The sequence below is a fragment of the Rahnella sp. JUb53 genome (genome assembly GCF_004346065.1).
GTDB lineage: Bacteria > Pseudomonadota > Gammaproteobacteria > Enterobacterales > Enterobacteriaceae > Rahnella > Rahnella variigena.
This window is the reverse complement of record NZ_SLYT01000001.1, coordinates 500,966-519,250: the sequence shown is the minus strand read 5'-3', so window position 1 is coordinate 519,250 and position 18,285 is coordinate 500,966. Positions and strand designations below refer to the sequence as shown.

The following is an 18,285-nucleotide window of genomic DNA, read 5'->3' as shown; positions in this document are numbered from 1 at the left end:
CATGAAGCCTGACGCGTTCACTACCCCGATTGACTGGCAGCAATGCGACGAACAACAGCGTCGCGAGCTGCTGACACGCCCGGCAATTTCGGCGTCCGACCGTATTACCGAATCTGTCAGTGAAATTCTGCGCCGTGTGCGCAGTGAAGGTGACAGTGCGCTGCGCGAGTTTTGCGCCCGCTTTGATAAGACTGAAGTTCAGGAATTGCGCGTCACCGCACAGCAAATCGAGGCAGCATCCGCGCGTTTAGGTGATGACGTTAAACAGGCGATGGCCCACGCCGTGCGCAATATCGATACCTTCCATCAGGCGCAAAAACTGGCGGTGGTGGATATCGAAACTCAGCCGGGCGTACGCTGCCAGCAACTGACCCGCCCTATTCAGTCCGTCGGGCTGTATATTCCGGGCGGTTCTGCGCCGCTGGTATCGACCGTATTAATGTTAGCCACGCCGGCGCGTATTGCCGGATGCCAGAAAGTAGTGCTGTGTTCTCCGCCACCGATTGCCGATGAAATTCTGTATGCCGCGCAACTTTGCGGTGTGGAAGAGGTGTATCAGCTTGGCGGTGCGCAGGCAATTGCCGCGCTGGCCTTCGGCACCGAAACCGTGCCACGTGTGGCGAAAATCTTCGGACCAGGTAATGCCTATGTGACCGAGGCTAAACGTCAGGTCAGTCAGAGCCTGGACGGCGCAGCGATTGATATGCCTGCCGGGCCTTCCGAAGTGCTGGTGATTGCCGACAGCGGTGCCACACCGGATTTCGTGGCCTCTGATTTACTTTCACAGGCTGAACACGGCCCGGATTCTCAGGTGATTTTGCTGACACCTGATTTGAAAATGGCACAAGCCGTTGGCGAAGCCGTTGAACGTCAGTTACAGACATTATCCCGCAGCGAGATCGCCCGTCAGGCGCTGGCGAGCAGCCGTCTGATTGTGGCGAAAGACCTCGCGCAATGTATCGACATCAGCAATGCCTACGGTCCGGAGCACCTGATCCTGCAAACCCGCGAGCCGGAACAGCTTGTCGACAGGATTACCAGCGCCGGTTCGGTCTTTCTCGGTGACTGGTCACCGGAATCTGCGGGCGATTACGCCTCCGGTACCAACCACGTCTTGCCGACGTACGGTTACACCGCGACCTGTTCCAGTCTCGGGCTGGCCGATTTCCAGAAACGCATGACCGTTCAGCAGTTAACACCTGAAGGTTTGCTCGGTCTGGCAAATACCATTGAAACTCTGGCGCAGGCTGAACAGCTGACCGCACACAAAAATGCCGTGACTTTGCGCGTTAACGCTTTAAAGGAGCAACGCTGATGAGCAACGAAAACAACCTCAGCGTTCAGGCGCTGGCACGTAAGAATGTGCAGGAACTGACGCCGTATCAGTCCGCCCGCCGTCTGGGGGGCAACGGTGATGTCTGGCTGAATGCCAACGAATATGCCATCGCGCCACAGTTCCAACTGACACAGCAAACGTTTAACCGTTACCCGGAATGTCAGCCTGCGCTGGTCATCAACCGTTATGCAGCTTATGCGGGTGTGGATCCGGAACAGGTGCTGGTCAGTCGCGGCGCAGACGAAGGCATCGAGCTTTTGATCCGCGCATTCTGCGAACCGGGCAAAGACGCCATCCTTTATTGTCCGCCAACGTATGGCATGTACAGCGTGAGTGCCGAAACCATTGGCGTTGAAGGCCGCACGGTGGCCGCGAAAGCCGACTGGTCTCTGGATATTCCTGCCATTGAAGCTGCCGTCGACGGCGTGAAACTGGTGTATGTGTGCAGCCCGAATAATCCGACCGGCAACATTATCGACCCGGATGAAATCCGCGCCGTACTGGAAATGACCCGTGGCCGCGCGATTGTCGCCGTCGATGAGGCTTATATCGAATTCTGCCCGCAGGCGACAGTTTCCGGCTGGTTGCAGGAATACCCACATCTGGCGATTTTGCGCACGCTGTCTAAAGCCTTCGCACTTGCCGGTCTGCGCTGCGGCTTCACGATCGCCAACAGCGAGCTGATTGGCTTATTAATGAAAGTCATCGCGCCTTATCCTTTATCTACGCCGGTCGCCGATATCGCTGCACAGGCGCTGAGCCCTGAAGGACTGGCGATTATGCGTCAGCGCGTGGCTGAAGTAACAGAGAACCGCGAGTGGTTACTGAAAGAACTGGAAAAATGCGCCTGCGTTGAAGAGGCTTTTGCCAGCGACACGAACTATGTGCTTGCCCGTTTCTCTGCTTCAAGTGCAGTATTTAAAAACCTCTGGGATCAGGGCATTATCCTGCGTGACCAGAATAAGCAACCGGGACTTTCCGGCTGCCTGCGAATTACCATTGGTACGCGTAACGAGTTGCAACGCGTGATTGACGCACTGCAACCGTTACCGGGCGCGACCGCCACGACCATCAACGATAATCAAAATAGCCCCCGCAAGGAGCACATGTGAGCCAGAGCCCGTTATTGCAAAAAACACTGTTTATCGACCGCGACGGTACGCTGATTTCTGAGCCACCGGAAGATTTCCAGGTGGACCGTCTGGATAAACTGGCTCTCGAGCCGGGCGTTATTCCGGCACTGCTGGCGCTGCAAGACGCCGGTTTCAAACTGGTGATGATCACCAATCAGGACGGTCTGGGGACCGCCAGTTTCCCTCAGGAAACTTTCGATCCGCCGCACAACCTGATGATGCAAATCCTGACCTCGCAGGGCATCGTTTTTGATGAAGTACTGATCTGCCCTCATCTTCCGGCCGATCACTGTGATTGCCGTAAACCGAAAACCAAACTGGTGACCGGTTATCTGGAAAGCGGCGTGCTGGACACGGCAAACAGCTATGTGATTGGTGATCGTGATACCGATATTCAGCTGGCAGCCAATATGGGCATCGCCGGGCTGCGTTATCAGCGCGATACCCTGAACTGGGCAGCCATTGCTGAACAGCTGACTAAACGTGACCGCCATGCGAAAGTGAACCGCGTGACGCGTGAAACGGCGATTGATGTCGATGTCTGGCTGGATCGTGAAGGCGAAAGCAAAATCCGCACCGGTGTGGGCTTCTTCGACCATATGCTGGATCAGATTGCCACGCACGGCGGTTTCCGTATGAACATCGAAGTGAAAGGCGATTTGTATATCGACGATCACCACACGGTAGAAGATACCGCACTGGCGTTGGGCGAAGCGCTGAACAAAGCGCTGGGCGATAAACGTGGCATTGGCCGTTTCGGATTCGTGCTGCCTATGGATGAATGTCTGGCACGCTGTGCGCTGGATATCTCCGGCCGTCCGCACCTGGAATACAAAGCAGAATTTAACTATCAGCGCGTCGGTGACCTGAGCACGGAAATGGTCGAACACTTCTTCCGTTCCCTGTCCTACGCGATGGCCTGTACCCTGCACCTGCGCACCAAAGGCAAGAACGATCACCACCGCGTCGAAAGCCTGTTCAAAGCCTTTGGCCGCACACTGCGCCAGGCAATTCGCGTCGATGGCAACACCCTGCCGAGTTCGAAAGGAGTGCTGTGATGAATGTCGTTATCCTTGATACCGGCTGTGCCAACCTCTCTTCCGTAAAATACGCGGTGCAACGTTTGGGCTACGAGCCGACGGTTAGCCGTGAAGCGGAAATTGTGTTGCAGGCCGACAAGTTATTTCTGCCGGGCGTTGGTACCGCACAGGCCGCAATGGAACAACTTGAACAACGCGAGCTGATCGAACTCATCAAAGCCTGCACGCAACCGGTGCTGGGTATTTGTCTGGGGATGCAACTGCTGGCTTCTTCGAGTGAAGAAAATGGCGGGATTGATACGCTGGGCATTATCGAAACACCGGTAACTCGTATGCAGGATATGGGGCTGCCACTGCCGCACATGGGATGGAATCAGGTCATTGCCAACGCCGACAGCCATCTTTTCCGTGGTATCGACGAAAACGCCTACTTCTATTTTGTCCATGGATTTGCCATGCCGGTATGCGAAAACACCATCGCGCAGACACTATACGGTGAGCCCTTCAGCGCAGCCGTACAAAAAGACAACTTCTTCGGCGTGCAGTTTCATCCCGAGCGCTCCGGTGCCGCTGGCGCACAGTTGCTGAAAAACTTTCTGGAGATGTAAACAGCATGATTATTCCCGCTTTAGATTTGATCGAAGGCAGCGTGGTGCGTTTGCATCAGGGCGATTACGGCCAGCAGCGTGACTACGGCAATGATCCGCTGCCACGGTTGCAGGATTATCAGCAACAAGGCGCGCAGGTTCTGCATCTGGTGGATCTGACTGGCGCAAAGGATCCGGCAGCGCGTCAGATCCCTTTGCTGACCAAACTGCTGGCTGGTGTTTCCGTGCCGGTGCAGGTCGGCGGCGGCATCCGCACCGAACAAGACGTTGAGGCTTTGCTCAGCGCCGGGGCAACCCGCGTGGTGGTCGGCTCGACAGCGGTAAAAGATCCGCAGACCGTACAGGGCTGGTTCACCCGTTTCGGCGCAGATGCGCTGGTGCTGGCACTTGATGTCCGCATCGATGCAGAAGGCACTAAAAATGTCGCCATCAGCGGCTGGCAGGAAAACTCCAACGCCACACTGGAACAGGTCGTCGAGCAATATCTGCCGTTCGGCCTGAAACATGTACTTTGCACCGATATTTCCCGTGACGGCACGCTGGCGGGTTCTAACGTTGAACTTTATCGTGAAGTGACCGCACGTTATCCGCAGGTAGAATTTCAGGCATCCGGCGGCATCGGCTCGCTTGATGATATTGCGGCATTACGCGACAGCGGCGTAAAAGGTGTCATTGTCGGGCGCGCATTGCTCGACGGTAAATTTACTGCGACGGAGGCAATTTCATGCTGGCAAAACGGATAATCCCCTGCCTCGACGTTAAAGACGGTCAGGTTGTGAAAGGCGTGCAGTTCCGCAATCACGAAATTATCGGCGACATCGTGCCTTTAGCGCAGCGTTACGCTGAGGAAGGCGCAGACGAACTGGTGTTTTACGATATTACGGCGTCCAGCGACGGTCGCGTGGTAGACAAAAGCTGGGTATCACGCGTGGCGGAAGTCATCGATATCCCCTTCTGTGTCGCGGGTGGCATTAAGAGCCTGGAAGATGCAGGCCAGATTTTGCAGTTTGGTGCAGACAAGATTTCCATTAATTCCCCCGCACTGGCTGACCCGACATTGATCAGCCGCCTCGCCGACCGCTATGGTGTACAGTGTATCGTCGTTGGCATTGATACGTGGCACGATGCAGCGACCGGCACCTATCAGGTGCATCAGTTTACCGGCGACGAAGCGCGTACTAAAGTCACTACCTGGCAGACGGTTGACTGGGTGAAAGAAGTTCAGGAACGCGGCGCCGGTGAAATTGTACTGAATATGATGAATCAGGACGGCGTGCGTAACGGTTACGACCTGGCGCAACTTAAGATGATCCGCGAAGTGTGTCACGTTCCGCTGATCGCCTCCGGCGGTGCCGGCACCATGCCACACTTCCTCGATGCCTTCCGCGAAGCACAGGTTGACGGCGCACTGGCCGCCTCTGTGTTCCACAAACAAATTATTAATATTGGTGAGCTGAAAAGCTACTTAGCCGAAAATGGCGTGGAGATCCGCTTGTGAGTATTCAGGACGTAAAAACCTGTCTGTTAACCGATGAACAGATCAGCCAGCTCGACTGGGAAAAAGTGGACAACCTGATGCCGGCCATCATCCAGCATGCGGTGTCGGGTGAAGTACTGATGCTCGGTTATATGAATCAGGAAGCGCTGAGCGTTACCCAGTCTTCCGGTAAAGTCACCTTTTATTCCCGCACCAAAGAACGTCTTTGGACAAAAGGCGAAACGTCAGAAAACTATCTGAATGTGGTCAGCATCACGCCAGATTGTGATAACGATACGTTGCTGATTCTGGTTAATCCGGTGGGTCCGACCTGCCACAAAGGCAATAACAGCTGCTTCCATCCTGCCGAAACCGACTGGGCGTTTTTGTATCAGCTGGAAGAACTGCTGGCATCGCGCAAAACCGCCGATCCGGAAAGCTCTTATACCGCCAAACTGTACGCCAGCGGGACCAAACGTATCGCGCAGAAAGTCGGTGAAGAAGGCGTGGAAACTGCGCTGGCCGCCACCGTCAATGACCGCTTCGAACTGAAAAACGAAGCCTCTGATCTGATTTATCACCTGCTGGTCTTACTGCAGGATCAGGATCTGAATCTGAGCGCAGTGATCGAAAATCTGCGTCAGCGTCATAAGAAATAACAGCAGGCTTTAACGCTAAAAAAGTCCAGACGTAAAAAAGCCGCCTTTGCTTATGCATTGGCGGCTTTTTATTGGCGCTACAAAACTGGCGCGCTTAACACGCGCCGGTCAGGCTATTAATCCAACCATTCGGTATGGAATACGCCATCTTTATCAGTACGTTTATAAGTATGCGCACCGAAGTAGTCACGCTGTGCCTGGATCAGGTTAGCTGGCAGAACCGCTGAGCGGTAGCTGTCATAGTAGTTGATCGCAGCAGAGAAGGTTGGCGTCGGGATACCGTTCTGAACGGCATAAGACACAACATCACGCAGCGCTTGCTGATATTCGTCAGCAATGTTTTTGAAGTAAGGAGCCAGCAGCAGGTTAGCGATAGAGGCATTTTCAGCATACGCATCGGTGATTTTCTGCAGGAACTGCGCGCGGATGATACAACCAGCACGGAAGATCTTCGCGATTTCGCCGTAGTTCAGGTCCCAGTTGTTCTCGTCTGAAGCAGCTTTGAGCTGTGAGAAACCCTGAGCGTAAGAAACGAGTTTACCCAGATACAGCGCACGACGCACTTTTTCGATGAACTCAGCTTTGTCACCAGAGAAAGGTTTCACAGCCGGGCCAGATAATACCTTAGAGGCTGCAACGCGCTGATCTTTCAGGGAAGAAAGATAACGGGCAAATACGGACTCAGTGATCAGGGTCAGTGGTTCGCCGAGATCCAGCGAGCTCTGGCTGGTCCATTTACCGGTACCTTTGTTCGCAGCTTCGTCCAGGATCACATCAACCAGATATTTACCTTCTTCGTCTTTCTTAGTGAAGATATCTTTGGTGATGTCGATCAGATAGCTGCTCAGCTCGCCTTTGTTCCAGTCAGCGAAGGTGGTTGCCAGCTCTTCGTTGCTCAGGTTCAGGGACTGTTTCAGCAGGGAATACGCTTCTGCGATAAGTTGCATGTCGCCGTATTCGATACCGTTATGAACCATCTTAACGTAATGACCAGCACCATCTGCACCGATGTAAGCTACGCAAGCGTCGCCATCTTCAGCACGCGCTGCGATTTTCTCAAGAATCGGAGCCACCAGCGCGTACGCTTCTTTCTGACCGCCAGGCATGATGGACGGGCCTTTCAGTGCGCCCTCTTCACCACCGGAAACACCGGTACCGATGAAGTTAAAACCTTGCTCAGACAATTCGCGGTTACGACGAATGGTGTCTTTATAATACGTGTTGCCGCCATCGATCAGGATGTCGCCTTTATCCAGGTGCGGAGTCAGGGATGCGATGGTTTTGTCAGTTGCTTCACCGGCTTTCACCATCAGCAAGATACGACGAGGTTTTTCCAGTGAGTCAACAAACTCTTCGACGGTGTAGTGCGGGACCAGATTTTTACCCGGGTTTTCGGCGATGACTTCATCAGTCTTGTCACCAGAACGGTTAAAAATGGAAACGGAATAACCACGGCTTTCGATGTTAAGCGCGAGGTTACGGCCCATGACCGCCATACCGACAACGCCGATCTGTTGTTTGGACATTAGCAACTCCTGTCTGAAATAGTTGATCGCCCAGTTTTTAGTCTAAACTCCTGTTAACAGTGAGTTTAACTGCACCGAGCCATACAAATGAACACAAGCATTGTACATGAGAATGGCGATGGGTGAACCTATTGCAGCCATAACAATATTCTGATCGCACGTACCGGCAGCCACCCGCCTCGCCTTTCTCAGAGGCCGGTTTCACTTTACCGGTAACATGTGGGGAATGCAGGTAAAAAAGAGCTGTTCATCCCAGCCGTTAAGGGCTTAGGAATCCGCGTCCAACAAATGCTAAGATAAATGCTGCAGATTGGTCGACTGGTAAAGTCTGTTTGCCAAAAATTTTTTCTCACGTTCGACACGTCCGAAATCAATCAGAAATGAAGGGCCACGTATCTCAAAGAAAGATTCAAGATCCAGTTGTTCCTCGCCCAAATTCAAAAAGGACCAGTCACTCACATACTTCAAGCTATCAAATTTATTTTTATAATACTCTGACCAATAAAATGATGTACCTGACAGTCCAACACTAGAAGCTATCAATTGAAAATGGAATCGGGTCGAGAGGAAATAATCTTTCGTCGAAAACTGTAAACCATGCTTCCAAATCGTCTCAAAAAAGACCATTTCTATTATAGGAAACTTTTGTTTAAGTCTTTTATAAAAATAACCATCAGATCCCGGCCTAAATTCATAAAAACGGATCAGTGAACCCGGAAATCTTTGGATGAAAGCGCTGATGGCTATTTCAACTTGCTCTATGAAAAGCTTTTCATTCTCGTCACCTTCTGAAAATTCATTATGAAGGCATAAACGTAGTACAGGGGTTTCCTTTTCAACTAAACTGACAACATCAGAAAATGGGAAACAAAAATAATCATCACCGATAAAAGAAATTTTACCAGGAAGAAACTTCTCCAAAACTCGATAGCTTTCATAATCACGTACATCAAAACAAAAATAACTTTCAATAAATTGACAGATCTGTGAGGCTTTCTCTTCCGACAGAGGTTGTAAGCCCAGCCCAGTGGCGTAGGTCAGAATATTATTCTTTTTACCGAAATATGAAACAAGTTCGATTAAACGAAGATTAGCTGCCCATAATTCATTTATATAACCTCCACCCAACAAATGAATGCTATCTGTATTGTTGAATATTTCACTCATCAATCGTTCACGAATTGGAAGGACACTATGATCCGAAAATTTATCCTCAATGCTACCGTTTTCACCCAGCGCCTGAGCAAGTTGCCATAAAAAATTGACGCAATTCACATCCTCATACAGATTCGACGCAACTAGCGGGTCTACTGCATCAAGATAAATTATTGCGTCCGGATATATATTTTTGATGTAATTAATCCAACCTCTGGTGAGTATGTCGTCACCATAGTTTGGCATCCCGGAGGCAGATACAAGATAGAAGGTTTTTTTGGGGATAGGATTATGAATAGGAGTAGGCATTTGGAGAGTTTCAACAATTTCTTTTTTTTCACTACTAGGGAAAAGGCCAAAAAAATTCATATTTAGATCCTTATGGTCTTATTCATTTTTATTATTAGACAAATAATCATAAAGATTAATAGTTTCCTTTGTGATTATTTTTGAGCAAAATTTTCCCTCTATTAAACTTCTTCCATTTTCACCCATTCTTGCTCTAACATCTGTATTTATTACTAAGTTCTTTAGACTTTCTGCTAAGGCTTTAACGTTTCCTTTGTCGATGATAAATCCGTTGTTATTATTTTTAATAAGACTACTGCAACCGCCAACATCATATGAAATTACTACCCTACCGACAGAACACGCCTCAAGGAGAATTCGAGGTATTCCTTCAGGATAGATGGACGGAAGTGCGACAATATTTGAGTCTTTGATCAACTCTTTCATATCATCACATTTTCCTAACCAGTTTATTTCCCCATTTTTGTGAGCGTCTTCAAGAAAACTAAGAGGGATTGAATCAGGATCATCGGGCGTTGAAATACCTGCAACATTCAGTGTAAACGCTACTCCCTCCAAAGCGAGACGTTTTTTTACTACAATCAAGTCAGTTAGTCCTTTACTCCACAACAACCGACTGGCAAACAAGACAACAGGAGTTTCTCTGATGGGCTCTCGAGAATAGGGAAATTCGATGATATTTATTCCTGCACCATCTATAACTACCGTTCTATCCATGTCAATTTTGGAGAAATTTAAAATGCATGACCTGTCGCTTTGATGCTCGAAGGTAACTAAACACTGCTTATTCGAAAAGATAAAACTATACAGCGGTTTTATAAGCCTTTTTATCAGACAAAACTTAAAAGTATTCTCTGTAAAAACTCGACCTAAACCGACGAAGCTTATAATGATATTTTTAGAGAATAATTTAGCATATAATCCACCGAACACCCCAGGCTTAATTGTAATGCAATGTAGGACATCCGCGTTGATTGATTTAATCAACTTTGTGGTATTTATTAACTCACAAGCGAATTTGAATGGATTTACAGACTGGGCAGAAATTGATGAGTTATGACAAATAAAGCCGAGATTATTAAGCTTAGTAAGTAACGATTGATCAACAAAATTACTTATTATATGAATTTGGTAACCAGCTTGCTGTGCACACTCTGCTCTTTCAATCCAATGTAGATCGAAATACCAATCAGCATTTATGAAATAACATATTTTTCTCATTACTTATCTACCATCAATGGCGCTTACCTGACTTAGAGAAAACTCCATCAACAACACCCCTTATGATATATTTAAGATAACTGAACTTATTATCTTGTTTTGAAACAATTGAAAATACTTTTACAATACGTAAAGTAACTCCAATTGCTGAATATGGACCATTACATTTGAAGTATGTTTTAGCAAGCAACAGATTTCGAACAAGATAATAAACTTTCCAAACAGGCGTTATGGAATTACCAGTGATACTAATATCATGAATAAATTTTAACTGAGGGGCATAGAGAAATTTATGACCATTTAGAATAAGATGGTGTGAAAAATAAACATCATCATAATATAAAAATAGATCATCATGTATGTAATGTGATGCAGTTCGCATTACATCTTGTCGAACGATTGTTCCAACGAATGACAGGGTCACGCATGACTCAACTTTTTTATTATCAGGGATAAAACCTTGTGGGTCTAAGAAATACTTAACATTCTCCCATAAAGTTTTTGGCAATTTAACAAATGGTTTATTCATTTTGCAGTCAATGCCATTTGCATCTATCACACGACAACTTAAAGCTGAGATCCCATCAAGAGTGAAATCTTGAAAGTTCTTAAGCAAATCAGGAGTTGGATATGCATCATCATCATACATGAATATCCACTCAGTTTTGATTTGTGAAGTTATATACTCAACCCCTTTTCTAAAACCACCGGCACCGCCGGTGTTTTCAGTCAAGGATAGAACGCTCAATCGTGAATCTTCAATACTTTCAAGCCACGTGGCAGTGTCATCAGTGGAGCAATTATTTACAACAACAATATTGTCGAAAGGCAACATCGAAGTCGATAACCAACAGTTTTTCAACTTGTCGAGCCGATTAAAAGTGACAATTAATGCTGTTGTATTCATCTAACGTCGACCGTAAAAACAGGCATCTTATCGGCCCCATCGATACTTTTTAGATATACTTCCGCAGTCTTAAGCGCTTCAGCAATCGTAACATCCATATCTAGATATCGATAAGTCCCTAACCGACCAACAAACGTGATATTCTTTTCAGATTTAGCGAGAGCTAAATATTTATCAAGTAATGCCATTTCACCAACCTGACGGATTGGATAATAAGGAATATCTTCCGGCTCACAACTACGACTATATTCCTTATAACAAACAGATCCTTCATGTGATTCCCATGGTGAGAAATATTTGTGCTCTGTTATGCGTGTGTAAGGGACATTTTTTTCACAGTAGTTCATTACTGCACATCCCTGGTAATCACCCGTAAAAGTAAACTTCTCAAAATCTAACGTACGGTAGCCCAAACGGCCAAACTGGTACTGATAAAAGGCGTCAAGAGGACCACTGTAAAAAACATGGTCATAAGCATTTCTTTCACTTAAATCAAACTCAGTCTCTAATTCTACTTTAATATTGGGATGTTCAGATATTTTTTTGACCATTTCAGTGTATCCATCTTTAGGCATACCTTGAAATTTATGGTTGAAATAATTATCATCATAATTAAAACGGATTGGTAATCTCTTCAGTATTGAAGCCGGCAATTCTGCCGGTGACATTCCCCATTGTTTAATCGTGTACCCTTTGAAAAAGGCTTCATACAATTCTTTGCCAACGAATCTTAATGCCTGTTCCTCGAAAGTCTTGGGATCAGTTATTGAGCTGTCACCTTTATCTCGAATCAATTCACGAGCTTCGTCGGGAGAACAAGTCTTTTCGAAAAATTGATTTATGGTATGCAGATTTATAGGCAACGAAAAAACCTTTCCGTTATAAGTCGCTTTTACTCGATTTACATACGGCATCATCTGAGAATATTTTTGGATAAAATTCCATACTTCCTGGTTATCGGTATGGAAGATATGAGGTCCGTAGGTATGCACCATGACCTGAGTCTTTTCATCGCGCGCATCATAGCAATTTCCTGCAATATGAGGTCTTTTGTCAATAATTCTAACTAAATGACCTTGCTCAGCAAGTTGTCGTCCGATAACGACACCAGAGAAACCTGCGCCTACGATGAGAATATTTTTTTTACTCATGATTTATACCTTATTAACCTAAGACGACACGTCGGAATTTATAATAACACTTAGCAATCACAGTTCTACGTTTTGAACCTCTTGGTGCAAAACGATTTACATGTGGCATTAATCTATTTTTAATTTTCGTACGGAATAAAATAGGTTGCAGAGCGACTTCAGTTGACGGGACGGATGTATGAGCCCCCATCAAACGGACATAAACTTCTCTTTCCCAAGGAGTACCTTGAATATTTTTTATAAAATTGTCATAGAAATCGACTTTGTCAGTATTCCACGGTTTATTTTCACCCGCAAAGTGAATCATTTTAGGATTTCGTCTGGCGTTAAGAAATCTCATATATGTGGAAAATTTCAGATTCGGATAAAAAACATCTGTATGCCCATTTCCATGATACACATTCCAATCAAGCGGCAAGAAATGAACACGGTTGTAGAAAACTTTATTCATTATATCCTGGTCAAGGAACCAATAGCTTTGTCCTTTCAATGCAGTCATTAATTTTTCGAAAATGTTTTCTTCATTCATCTGTGCAATATTAAAGACAATTATACCTCCCTGGAAATAATTATCCGTGTTCGCCATCTCTAGCCTGGTTTTGAGGTATTCCTCAGCAGTTTGAATACCTGCATCAGACTGAGCCACATTACCAAATTTAACAAATCCTTCCATGACGATGTCTTGTACTGCAGCAACCAGATTATTGCCCAGTGGCGTCTCAATGAGTTCCGCAAGATCACTCTCAACAACCGTATCGGTATCGATGAAAAGAACTTTTGAGAAATCTCTAAATAACTTTGGAATAAAAAGTCTGGAATATGTAGCTGCGGTAAATGGAGGCCTGATGTAAGCGTCTTTTATTTCCTTGAATGCATTTATATCAAAATAACGCACGTTCATATTGGTAGTATTCGCTACCAAATTTTTAACACGTTCTTTGTTGCGCTGACTTAGCCCATTATCTAGCACGACTAGATCGTAATTGTGATTTATGCTTGCGTTCTTGACGATAGAATTTACAAGTGCACCAAGACTCATTGCATAGTTATCGTCGGAACAAATCACAATTGGAACATTTCTCTCAGTGAAATGAGGCCCCAGCTTACCATTGAAAGTTTCATTTTTTATGAATGTTCTTTGTACTTCTTTGATGCGTAAATTTTCGCTAGCTAATTTGAAAATGATGAATATATTGAACAAACGTTCAGAAATATGTCCGATAACTCTTTTCTCTTGAGCAGAATAATTTTCGAATGCAATTTCTTCTTCAAGTTCTTCAAGTATGCCAAAAAGCCAAGTTGAATATTCGTCGAATAATGGCTTATTCATTACATACATGTTTGTGTAATAGCCATCTACAGCTGCATTAAAGGTTTTAACAGCTGAATAATACTCAGGATGCTTCCTTAAAAGAACATCAATTGCTGACTGATAATCTTTAATATGTAAGTGATCTGACACTTTGTAATGATGATAATTATTTTTACTGCCAGCTGACTTAACTGACCATTTACAAGGGACGATCAGATCCACATTTTCTAATAATTTTAATATCTGCTTCTCATTCAAGCCAAATTCTTCTTGGTATTCCTGATTAATTTCATCCCAATTAACCATACCCCAATTATCTTCTGCTTTTTGTTGATCGTCGGAAAAATTAAAATGTCTCCGATAATGCATAAAACCTACATAATCTGTAGGTATTGCATTTTTCCATACCCAATAATGTGCTGTAAGTTCGCAGTAGAATGGATTTTTATAAGATATGTTATCGCCAGTATCATCACCGTCGCAGCAAATGACATTAAATGAATTTGCTTTCCCAACATGTATTGGCTTAATCACCGAAGAATCGAGAAAGGCACTCGGTTTATGATGACAAGTATAAATAGATACAGTTTTCATCCTTCATTCCATCACTATAATATAATTTTTAATTCACGCCATTGCTTCTTTATAAGCAGCAATGACATCAGCAGATTTACCCATTTGTCTAAGCTTGTGATCTTCTATCCATATAACACGATCACATACGTTAGATACATCAGCCAAGTTATGGCTAACAAAAAGAATGGTTACACCTTTTGCTTTAAAATCGTTAATAGTCGCAAGACATTTTCTTTGAAATGATATATCACCAACTGCAAGAACCTCGTCAATTATAAGTATGTCCGGATCAACTTGTGTGATGACCGAAAACCCCAATTTTGCTAACATACCGCTCGAATAGACACGAATCGGTTCATCGATGAAATCCCCTAACTCAGAGAATTCGATTATTTTATCCATTCGTTGTTTAAGTTCTTTTCTACGCAATCCTAGCAGTGTGGCATTCAAGCGAATATTTTCACGGCCAGTCAATTCAGGATGAAACCCGCCACCTAATTCAAGCATTGATGCCACTCTACCCGTAACACAAACCGTTCCGGAAGAAGGTTTCATTACTCCAGCGACAAGCCCTAGTGAAGTGCTCTTACCCGCACCATTGCGGCCAATCAAGGCAACAGACTCACCCTTTTCAATAATAAAATTAATATCTTCAATTGCCAGATAACTTCTGCCACTTAGCAGACTTAACGCTCTGCGAGGATTGAAGATTAATTCTTTTATTCCTGAGCCAATATGGTGATAAAGGGGATATCTTTTTGTTACATTTTTAAACTCAATAACAACACTCATTATAGAATCTCTGCAAAGCGATATTTTAATTTATTGAAAATACTACTACCGATGATGAGCATCACTATCCCATATCCGTACAAAGTAGCTATGTCAGTATAATTGACTGTATTGTTCATAAATAAATCACGCCAACTTATGATCATATTGGCCAGAGGGTTATAATCAATGAGCCAACGATAATCCTGAGGTATCATGTCGGAGGAATACAGAATTGGTGTACAATAAAATAGCAACATAATGCCGAGAGTTATAAAACGTTCGAGATCGCGGAAGAATAAATTAAGTGTAGATAAAGTAAGCGCTACCCCTAGCATTAGAATGATTTGTGCAAAACCGATTAATGGAATTCCCCAAATCCAATCCCAAGATGGTCGCATGTCGTAGACATAAAGAAAAATTATAATTACTGGGATAGTGCAAATAAAATGCAAACACTCCATCAATACGTTGCTCATTGGTATTACAGAGCGTGGGAAAACAGTCTTTTTTATAATTTGCGCATTAGCTAAAAACGAAAATAAAGAATTCGAAGTAGAACTTGCAAACCATTGCCAAGGGAAAAGCCCTGTAATGATAAACACCGTATAATTTGGTATTTGTACTCTCATTATTAATTTGAAAATAAAATAGTAAATCATGGCGAATAGCAGAGGGTTAGCAATCGACCATAGATAACCAAAAAAACTACTTTTGTATCTAACCTTAAGCTCTTTTTCAGTGATTACAGTAGCCAAATCAAATAAATAACCTAAACTGTACTTCATACACTTCTCTTATTAATGAATTCTTGTGGATAAGTATTTCACTAGCAATGACTGAGTTTTGTTGACAGTGAAACCCGTATATATTTGTTAACTTAATCGCAAGAAATTAATAACTTTCTCTATTTGTTATGGATAAGACATATTCATACATATCGTGCATGCCAGATTCAACAGAAACGAAATTAGATTTATTGATAGTCTTTTTCAGCTTGCCAATATCTAGAATATTATATGGCACGTCACCCGATTTTCTCTCGTGGTAATTTATCTCAATTTTATTATTTGCAATTATTTGAGCATACTTGAGAATATCTTCAATACTTGTTCCAACCCCTGAACCGACGTTATAAATTTCATTCCACCTTTGAGATTGCATCAATTTTTCGACAATTTCACAAAAGTCATCTATGTGAATATAATCTTTGCAAGTAGTTACATCTCCATAAATATCCATTGATTTACCAATAATTGCATTTCTTAAGGCAACACCAATAATTCGCTCAATTTTTTGATATTTTCCATAAACATTCGCTGGACGTAAAATGAGGAATTTAAACTCGGAATCTAATCTTGAAGCAAATTCTAAATAATGTTCACAAGATTCCTTCATCCATCCATAAAAACTTACTGGAGATATAATGTGCGTCTCTTTTATCGGAGCATCTGCCATGCCATAGATAGAACCGCCAGAAGATATATAAACAAGTTTTTTTACGCCATGGTTTTTCATAATACCAATGAGATCAATGAACGCAGATAGGTTCGTTGCTAATACTTCCTGAGAGGAACCAACCTCATCCATTGCGGTAAAGCTTGTTAATGAATGCAATACAATATCTATCTTATAATTTGCAAATATTTCATTTAATATAGTTGTATTTTTACAGTCACCACAAATGTCAATAAGATTCTCATGGTGAACATGGGATGCTGACCGGCTAAAATTAATAACCTTAATCCCTCTCTCGCAGAAATATTCGCTCAAATTGGTGCCTATAAATCCTGAGCCACCAACAATTAAAATTGTTTTCATATATTACTCGTTTGAAATTTAATTACTCAACTAGTCAAATCCGAAATTATCACAAACCATTAATAAAGTAAGTTTTATTCGCGAACTAAGTCGCGATATTTGATAGTGATTTAGTCAATTTTTCAGTCTCAAGGAATAATTTTCACCTTATATCTTGTACACACGCTACCGCCCTTGGCTCTACAGCTACCAATGCACTGAACGTCATTATTTTTCAGTATTTACATAAAAGTTATTTTGTTACTTTCTCTTATGTAAATATTGAAGTTTAGCGAGGCTACACAAACACAAGATTCTAACCAAAGCCTATGTCAACTTAAATTTCATTGTGACCATGATCGTCTTACTTCCAACGGGTAGCCAGGAGTTACTCTTAGTTTAGAATAACTCCTTAATAATTAAGTTTGTATTACTCAGTCTTCAATTAGGAGGTTAGTAAGATACTGTCCATAAGGTGTTTTACTCATGGATTTTGCTTGTGCCTCAAGTTGTTCTCGAGTAATCCAACCTTTCCGGTATGCAATTTCTTCAAGACATGCAACTTTAAGTCCCTGCCGTTTTTCAATTGTATGAATAAATTGAGAAGCTTCGATCAGGCTATCGTGAGTTCCGGTATCCAGCCAGGCAAAACCGCGGCCAAGTAATTCAACCTTGAGCTTACCCTTTTTCAGGTACATCTCATTCAATGTGGTAATTTCTAACTCACCACGTTCTGATGGCTTGACCTGTTTTGCCATTTCAACAATATCGTTGTCATAAAAATAAAGCCCAGTTACCGCCCATTGTGATTTAGGCTTGGCTGGTTTTTCTTCTATGGATAATGCATTGAATTCATTATCAAATTGAACTACTCCAAAACGCTCTGGGTCCAATACCTGATAGCCGAAAACTGTCGCACCTGTTTTTCTTGAAGCAACATCTTCTAACTTCTTACCAAAGCCCTGACCAAAATAGATGTTGTCACCAAGGACCAATGCACACCGTTCACCATTAATGAAATCTTCACCAATAATGAATGCTTGCGCTAAACCGTCCGGAGATGGCTGCTCTGCATATTGTAATTTTATGCCGAACTGAGAACCATCTCCCAGCAATCGCTTGAACGAAGGCAAATCTTCCGGGGTGGAAATGAGCAAAATATCATCAATGCCCGCCAACATAAGCACTGATAGTGGATAATAAATCATTGGCTTATCATAAACAGGCAATAACTGTTTAGAAACTCCAAGCGTTATCGGATGCAGCCTTGTACCAGAACCGCCTGCCAGAACAATACCTTTCAT

At 44.0% G+C, this 18,285-nt stretch carries 17 protein-coding genes; 7 read left to right on the top strand and 10 right to left on the bottom strand.

The genetic code is table 11. The annotated features are described in order from the left end of the window. Nucleotide 1: 1 nt before the first annotated feature. Genes hisD through hisIE form a run of 7 tightly spaced genes read left to right on the top strand, consistent with a single transcriptional unit; the run spans nt 2 to nt 6,253 of the window. Nucleotides 2-1,315, top strand: a complete 1,314-nt coding sequence (hisD, locus tag EC840_RS02500) for a histidinol dehydrogenase (RefSeq protein ID WP_129638671.1) — start codon at nt 2-4, stop codon at nt 1,313-1,315. After that, nucleotides 1,315-2,448: a histidinol-phosphate transaminase gene (gene hisC / locus EC840_RS02495; protein WP_132963903.1), complete on the top strand. Its 1,134-nt coding sequence runs from the start codon at nt 1,315-1,317 to the stop codon at nt 2,446-2,448. Before hisD ends, hisC begins: the two co-directional genes overlap by 1 nt. Beyond that, the gene (hisB, locus tag EC840_RS02490) at nt 2,445-3,527 is read left to right on the top strand and encodes a bifunctional histidinol-phosphatase/imidazoleglycerol-phosphate dehydratase HisB (RefSeq protein ID WP_112291014.1); all 1,083 of its coding nucleotides are present in this window, start codon (nt 2,445-2,447) and stop codon (nt 3,525-3,527) included. Before hisC ends, hisB begins: the two co-directional genes overlap by 4 nt. Beyond that, nucleotides 3,527-4,117, top strand: coding sequence for an imidazole glycerol phosphate synthase subunit HisH (gene hisH, locus EC840_RS02485; RefSeq protein ID WP_112291012.1), 591 nt, complete (start codon nt 3,527-3,529; stop codon nt 4,115-4,117). The genes hisB and hisH overlap by 1 nt, the downstream gene beginning before the upstream one ends. 5 nt (nt 4,118-4,122) lie before the next feature. Next, entirely contained in the window at nt 4,123-4,860 is a 738-nt protein-coding gene (hisA, locus tag EC840_RS02480; RefSeq protein WP_132963902.1) for a 1-(5-phosphoribosyl)-5-[(5-phosphoribosylamino)methylideneamino]imidazole-4-carboxamide isomerase, read from the top strand. Then, a complete protein-coding gene (gene hisF / locus EC840_RS02475; RefSeq protein WP_113878366.1) occupies nt 4,842-5,615 on the top strand; it encodes an imidazole glycerol phosphate synthase subunit HisF in 774 nt (257 codons plus the stop codon). The genes hisA and hisF overlap by 19 nt, the downstream gene beginning before the upstream one ends. 23 nt (nt 5,616-5,638) lie before the next feature. Further along, a complete protein-coding gene (gene hisIE, locus EC840_RS02470; protein WP_132964099.1) occupies nt 5,639-6,253 on the top strand; it encodes a bifunctional phosphoribosyl-AMP cyclohydrolase/phosphoribosyl-ATP diphosphatase HisIE in 615 nt (204 codons plus the stop codon). A gap of 116 nt (nt 6,254-6,369) precedes the next feature. Here the strand turns inward: hisIE and gndA are convergent, their stop codons facing one another. From gndA to rfbA, 10 genes are all read right to left on the bottom strand, one after another. Beyond that, a complete protein-coding gene (gndA, locus tag EC840_RS02465) occupies nt 6,370-7,779 on the bottom strand; it encodes an NADP-dependent phosphogluconate dehydrogenase (RefSeq protein ID WP_013575079.1) in 1,410 nt (469 codons plus the stop codon). A 291-nt stretch (nt 7,780-8,070) separates the two neighbouring features. After that, nucleotides 8,071-9,303 (bottom strand): polysaccharide pyruvyl transferase family protein, encoded by a 1,233-nt coding sequence (locus EC840_RS02460; RefSeq protein WP_132963901.1) that lies wholly within the window; start codon nt 9,301-9,303, stop codon nt 8,071-8,073. Nucleotides 9,304-9,321: 18 nt separating this feature from the next. Continuing rightward, nucleotides 9,322-10,464 (bottom strand): glycosyltransferase family 4 protein, encoded by a 1,143-nt coding sequence (locus tag EC840_RS02455; RefSeq protein WP_132963900.1) that lies wholly within the window; start codon nt 10,462-10,464, stop codon nt 9,322-9,324. Between the two features lie 13 nt (nt 10,465-10,477). Further along, nucleotides 10,478-11,371: a glycosyltransferase gene (locus tag EC840_RS02450; protein WP_132963899.1), complete on the bottom strand. Its 894-nt coding sequence runs from the start codon at nt 11,369-11,371 to the stop codon at nt 10,478-10,480. Further along, a complete protein-coding gene (gene glf / locus EC840_RS02445) occupies nt 11,368-12,522 on the bottom strand; it encodes a UDP-galactopyranose mutase (RefSeq protein ID WP_129638664.1) in 1,155 nt (384 codons plus the stop codon). The genes EC840_RS02450 and glf overlap by 4 nt, the downstream gene beginning before the upstream one ends. A gap of 13 nt (nt 12,523-12,535) precedes the next feature. Beyond that, nucleotides 12,536-14,428, bottom strand: a complete 1,893-nt coding sequence (locus tag EC840_RS02440) for a DUF4422 domain-containing protein (protein WP_132963898.1) — start codon at nt 14,426-14,428, stop codon at nt 12,536-12,538. A 33-nt stretch (nt 14,429-14,461) separates the two neighbouring features. Next, on the bottom strand, nt 14,462-15,202 hold the full coding sequence (locus EC840_RS02435) for an ABC transporter ATP-binding protein (protein ID WP_132963897.1): 741 nt from the start codon (nt 15,200-15,202) through the stop codon (nt 14,462-14,464). Continuing rightward, on the bottom strand, nt 15,202-15,969 hold the full coding sequence (locus tag EC840_RS02430) for an ABC transporter permease (protein WP_013575072.1): 768 nt from the start codon (nt 15,967-15,969) through the stop codon (nt 15,202-15,204). Before EC840_RS02430 ends, EC840_RS02435 begins: the two co-directional genes overlap by 1 nt. 106 nt (nt 15,970-16,075) lie before the next feature. Further along, nucleotides 16,076-17,002: an NAD-dependent epimerase/dehydratase family protein gene (locus EC840_RS02425; RefSeq protein ID WP_132963896.1), complete on the bottom strand. Its 927-nt coding sequence runs from the start codon at nt 17,000-17,002 to the stop codon at nt 16,076-16,078. A 413-nt stretch (nt 17,003-17,415) separates the two neighbouring features. Beyond that, nucleotides 17,416-18,285 carry a glucose-1-phosphate thymidylyltransferase RfbA gene (gene rfbA, locus EC840_RS02420; RefSeq protein WP_129638660.1) on the bottom strand — a complete coding sequence of 290 codons (870 nt, stop codon included), beginning with the start codon at nt 18,283-18,285 and terminating at the stop codon, nt 17,416-17,418.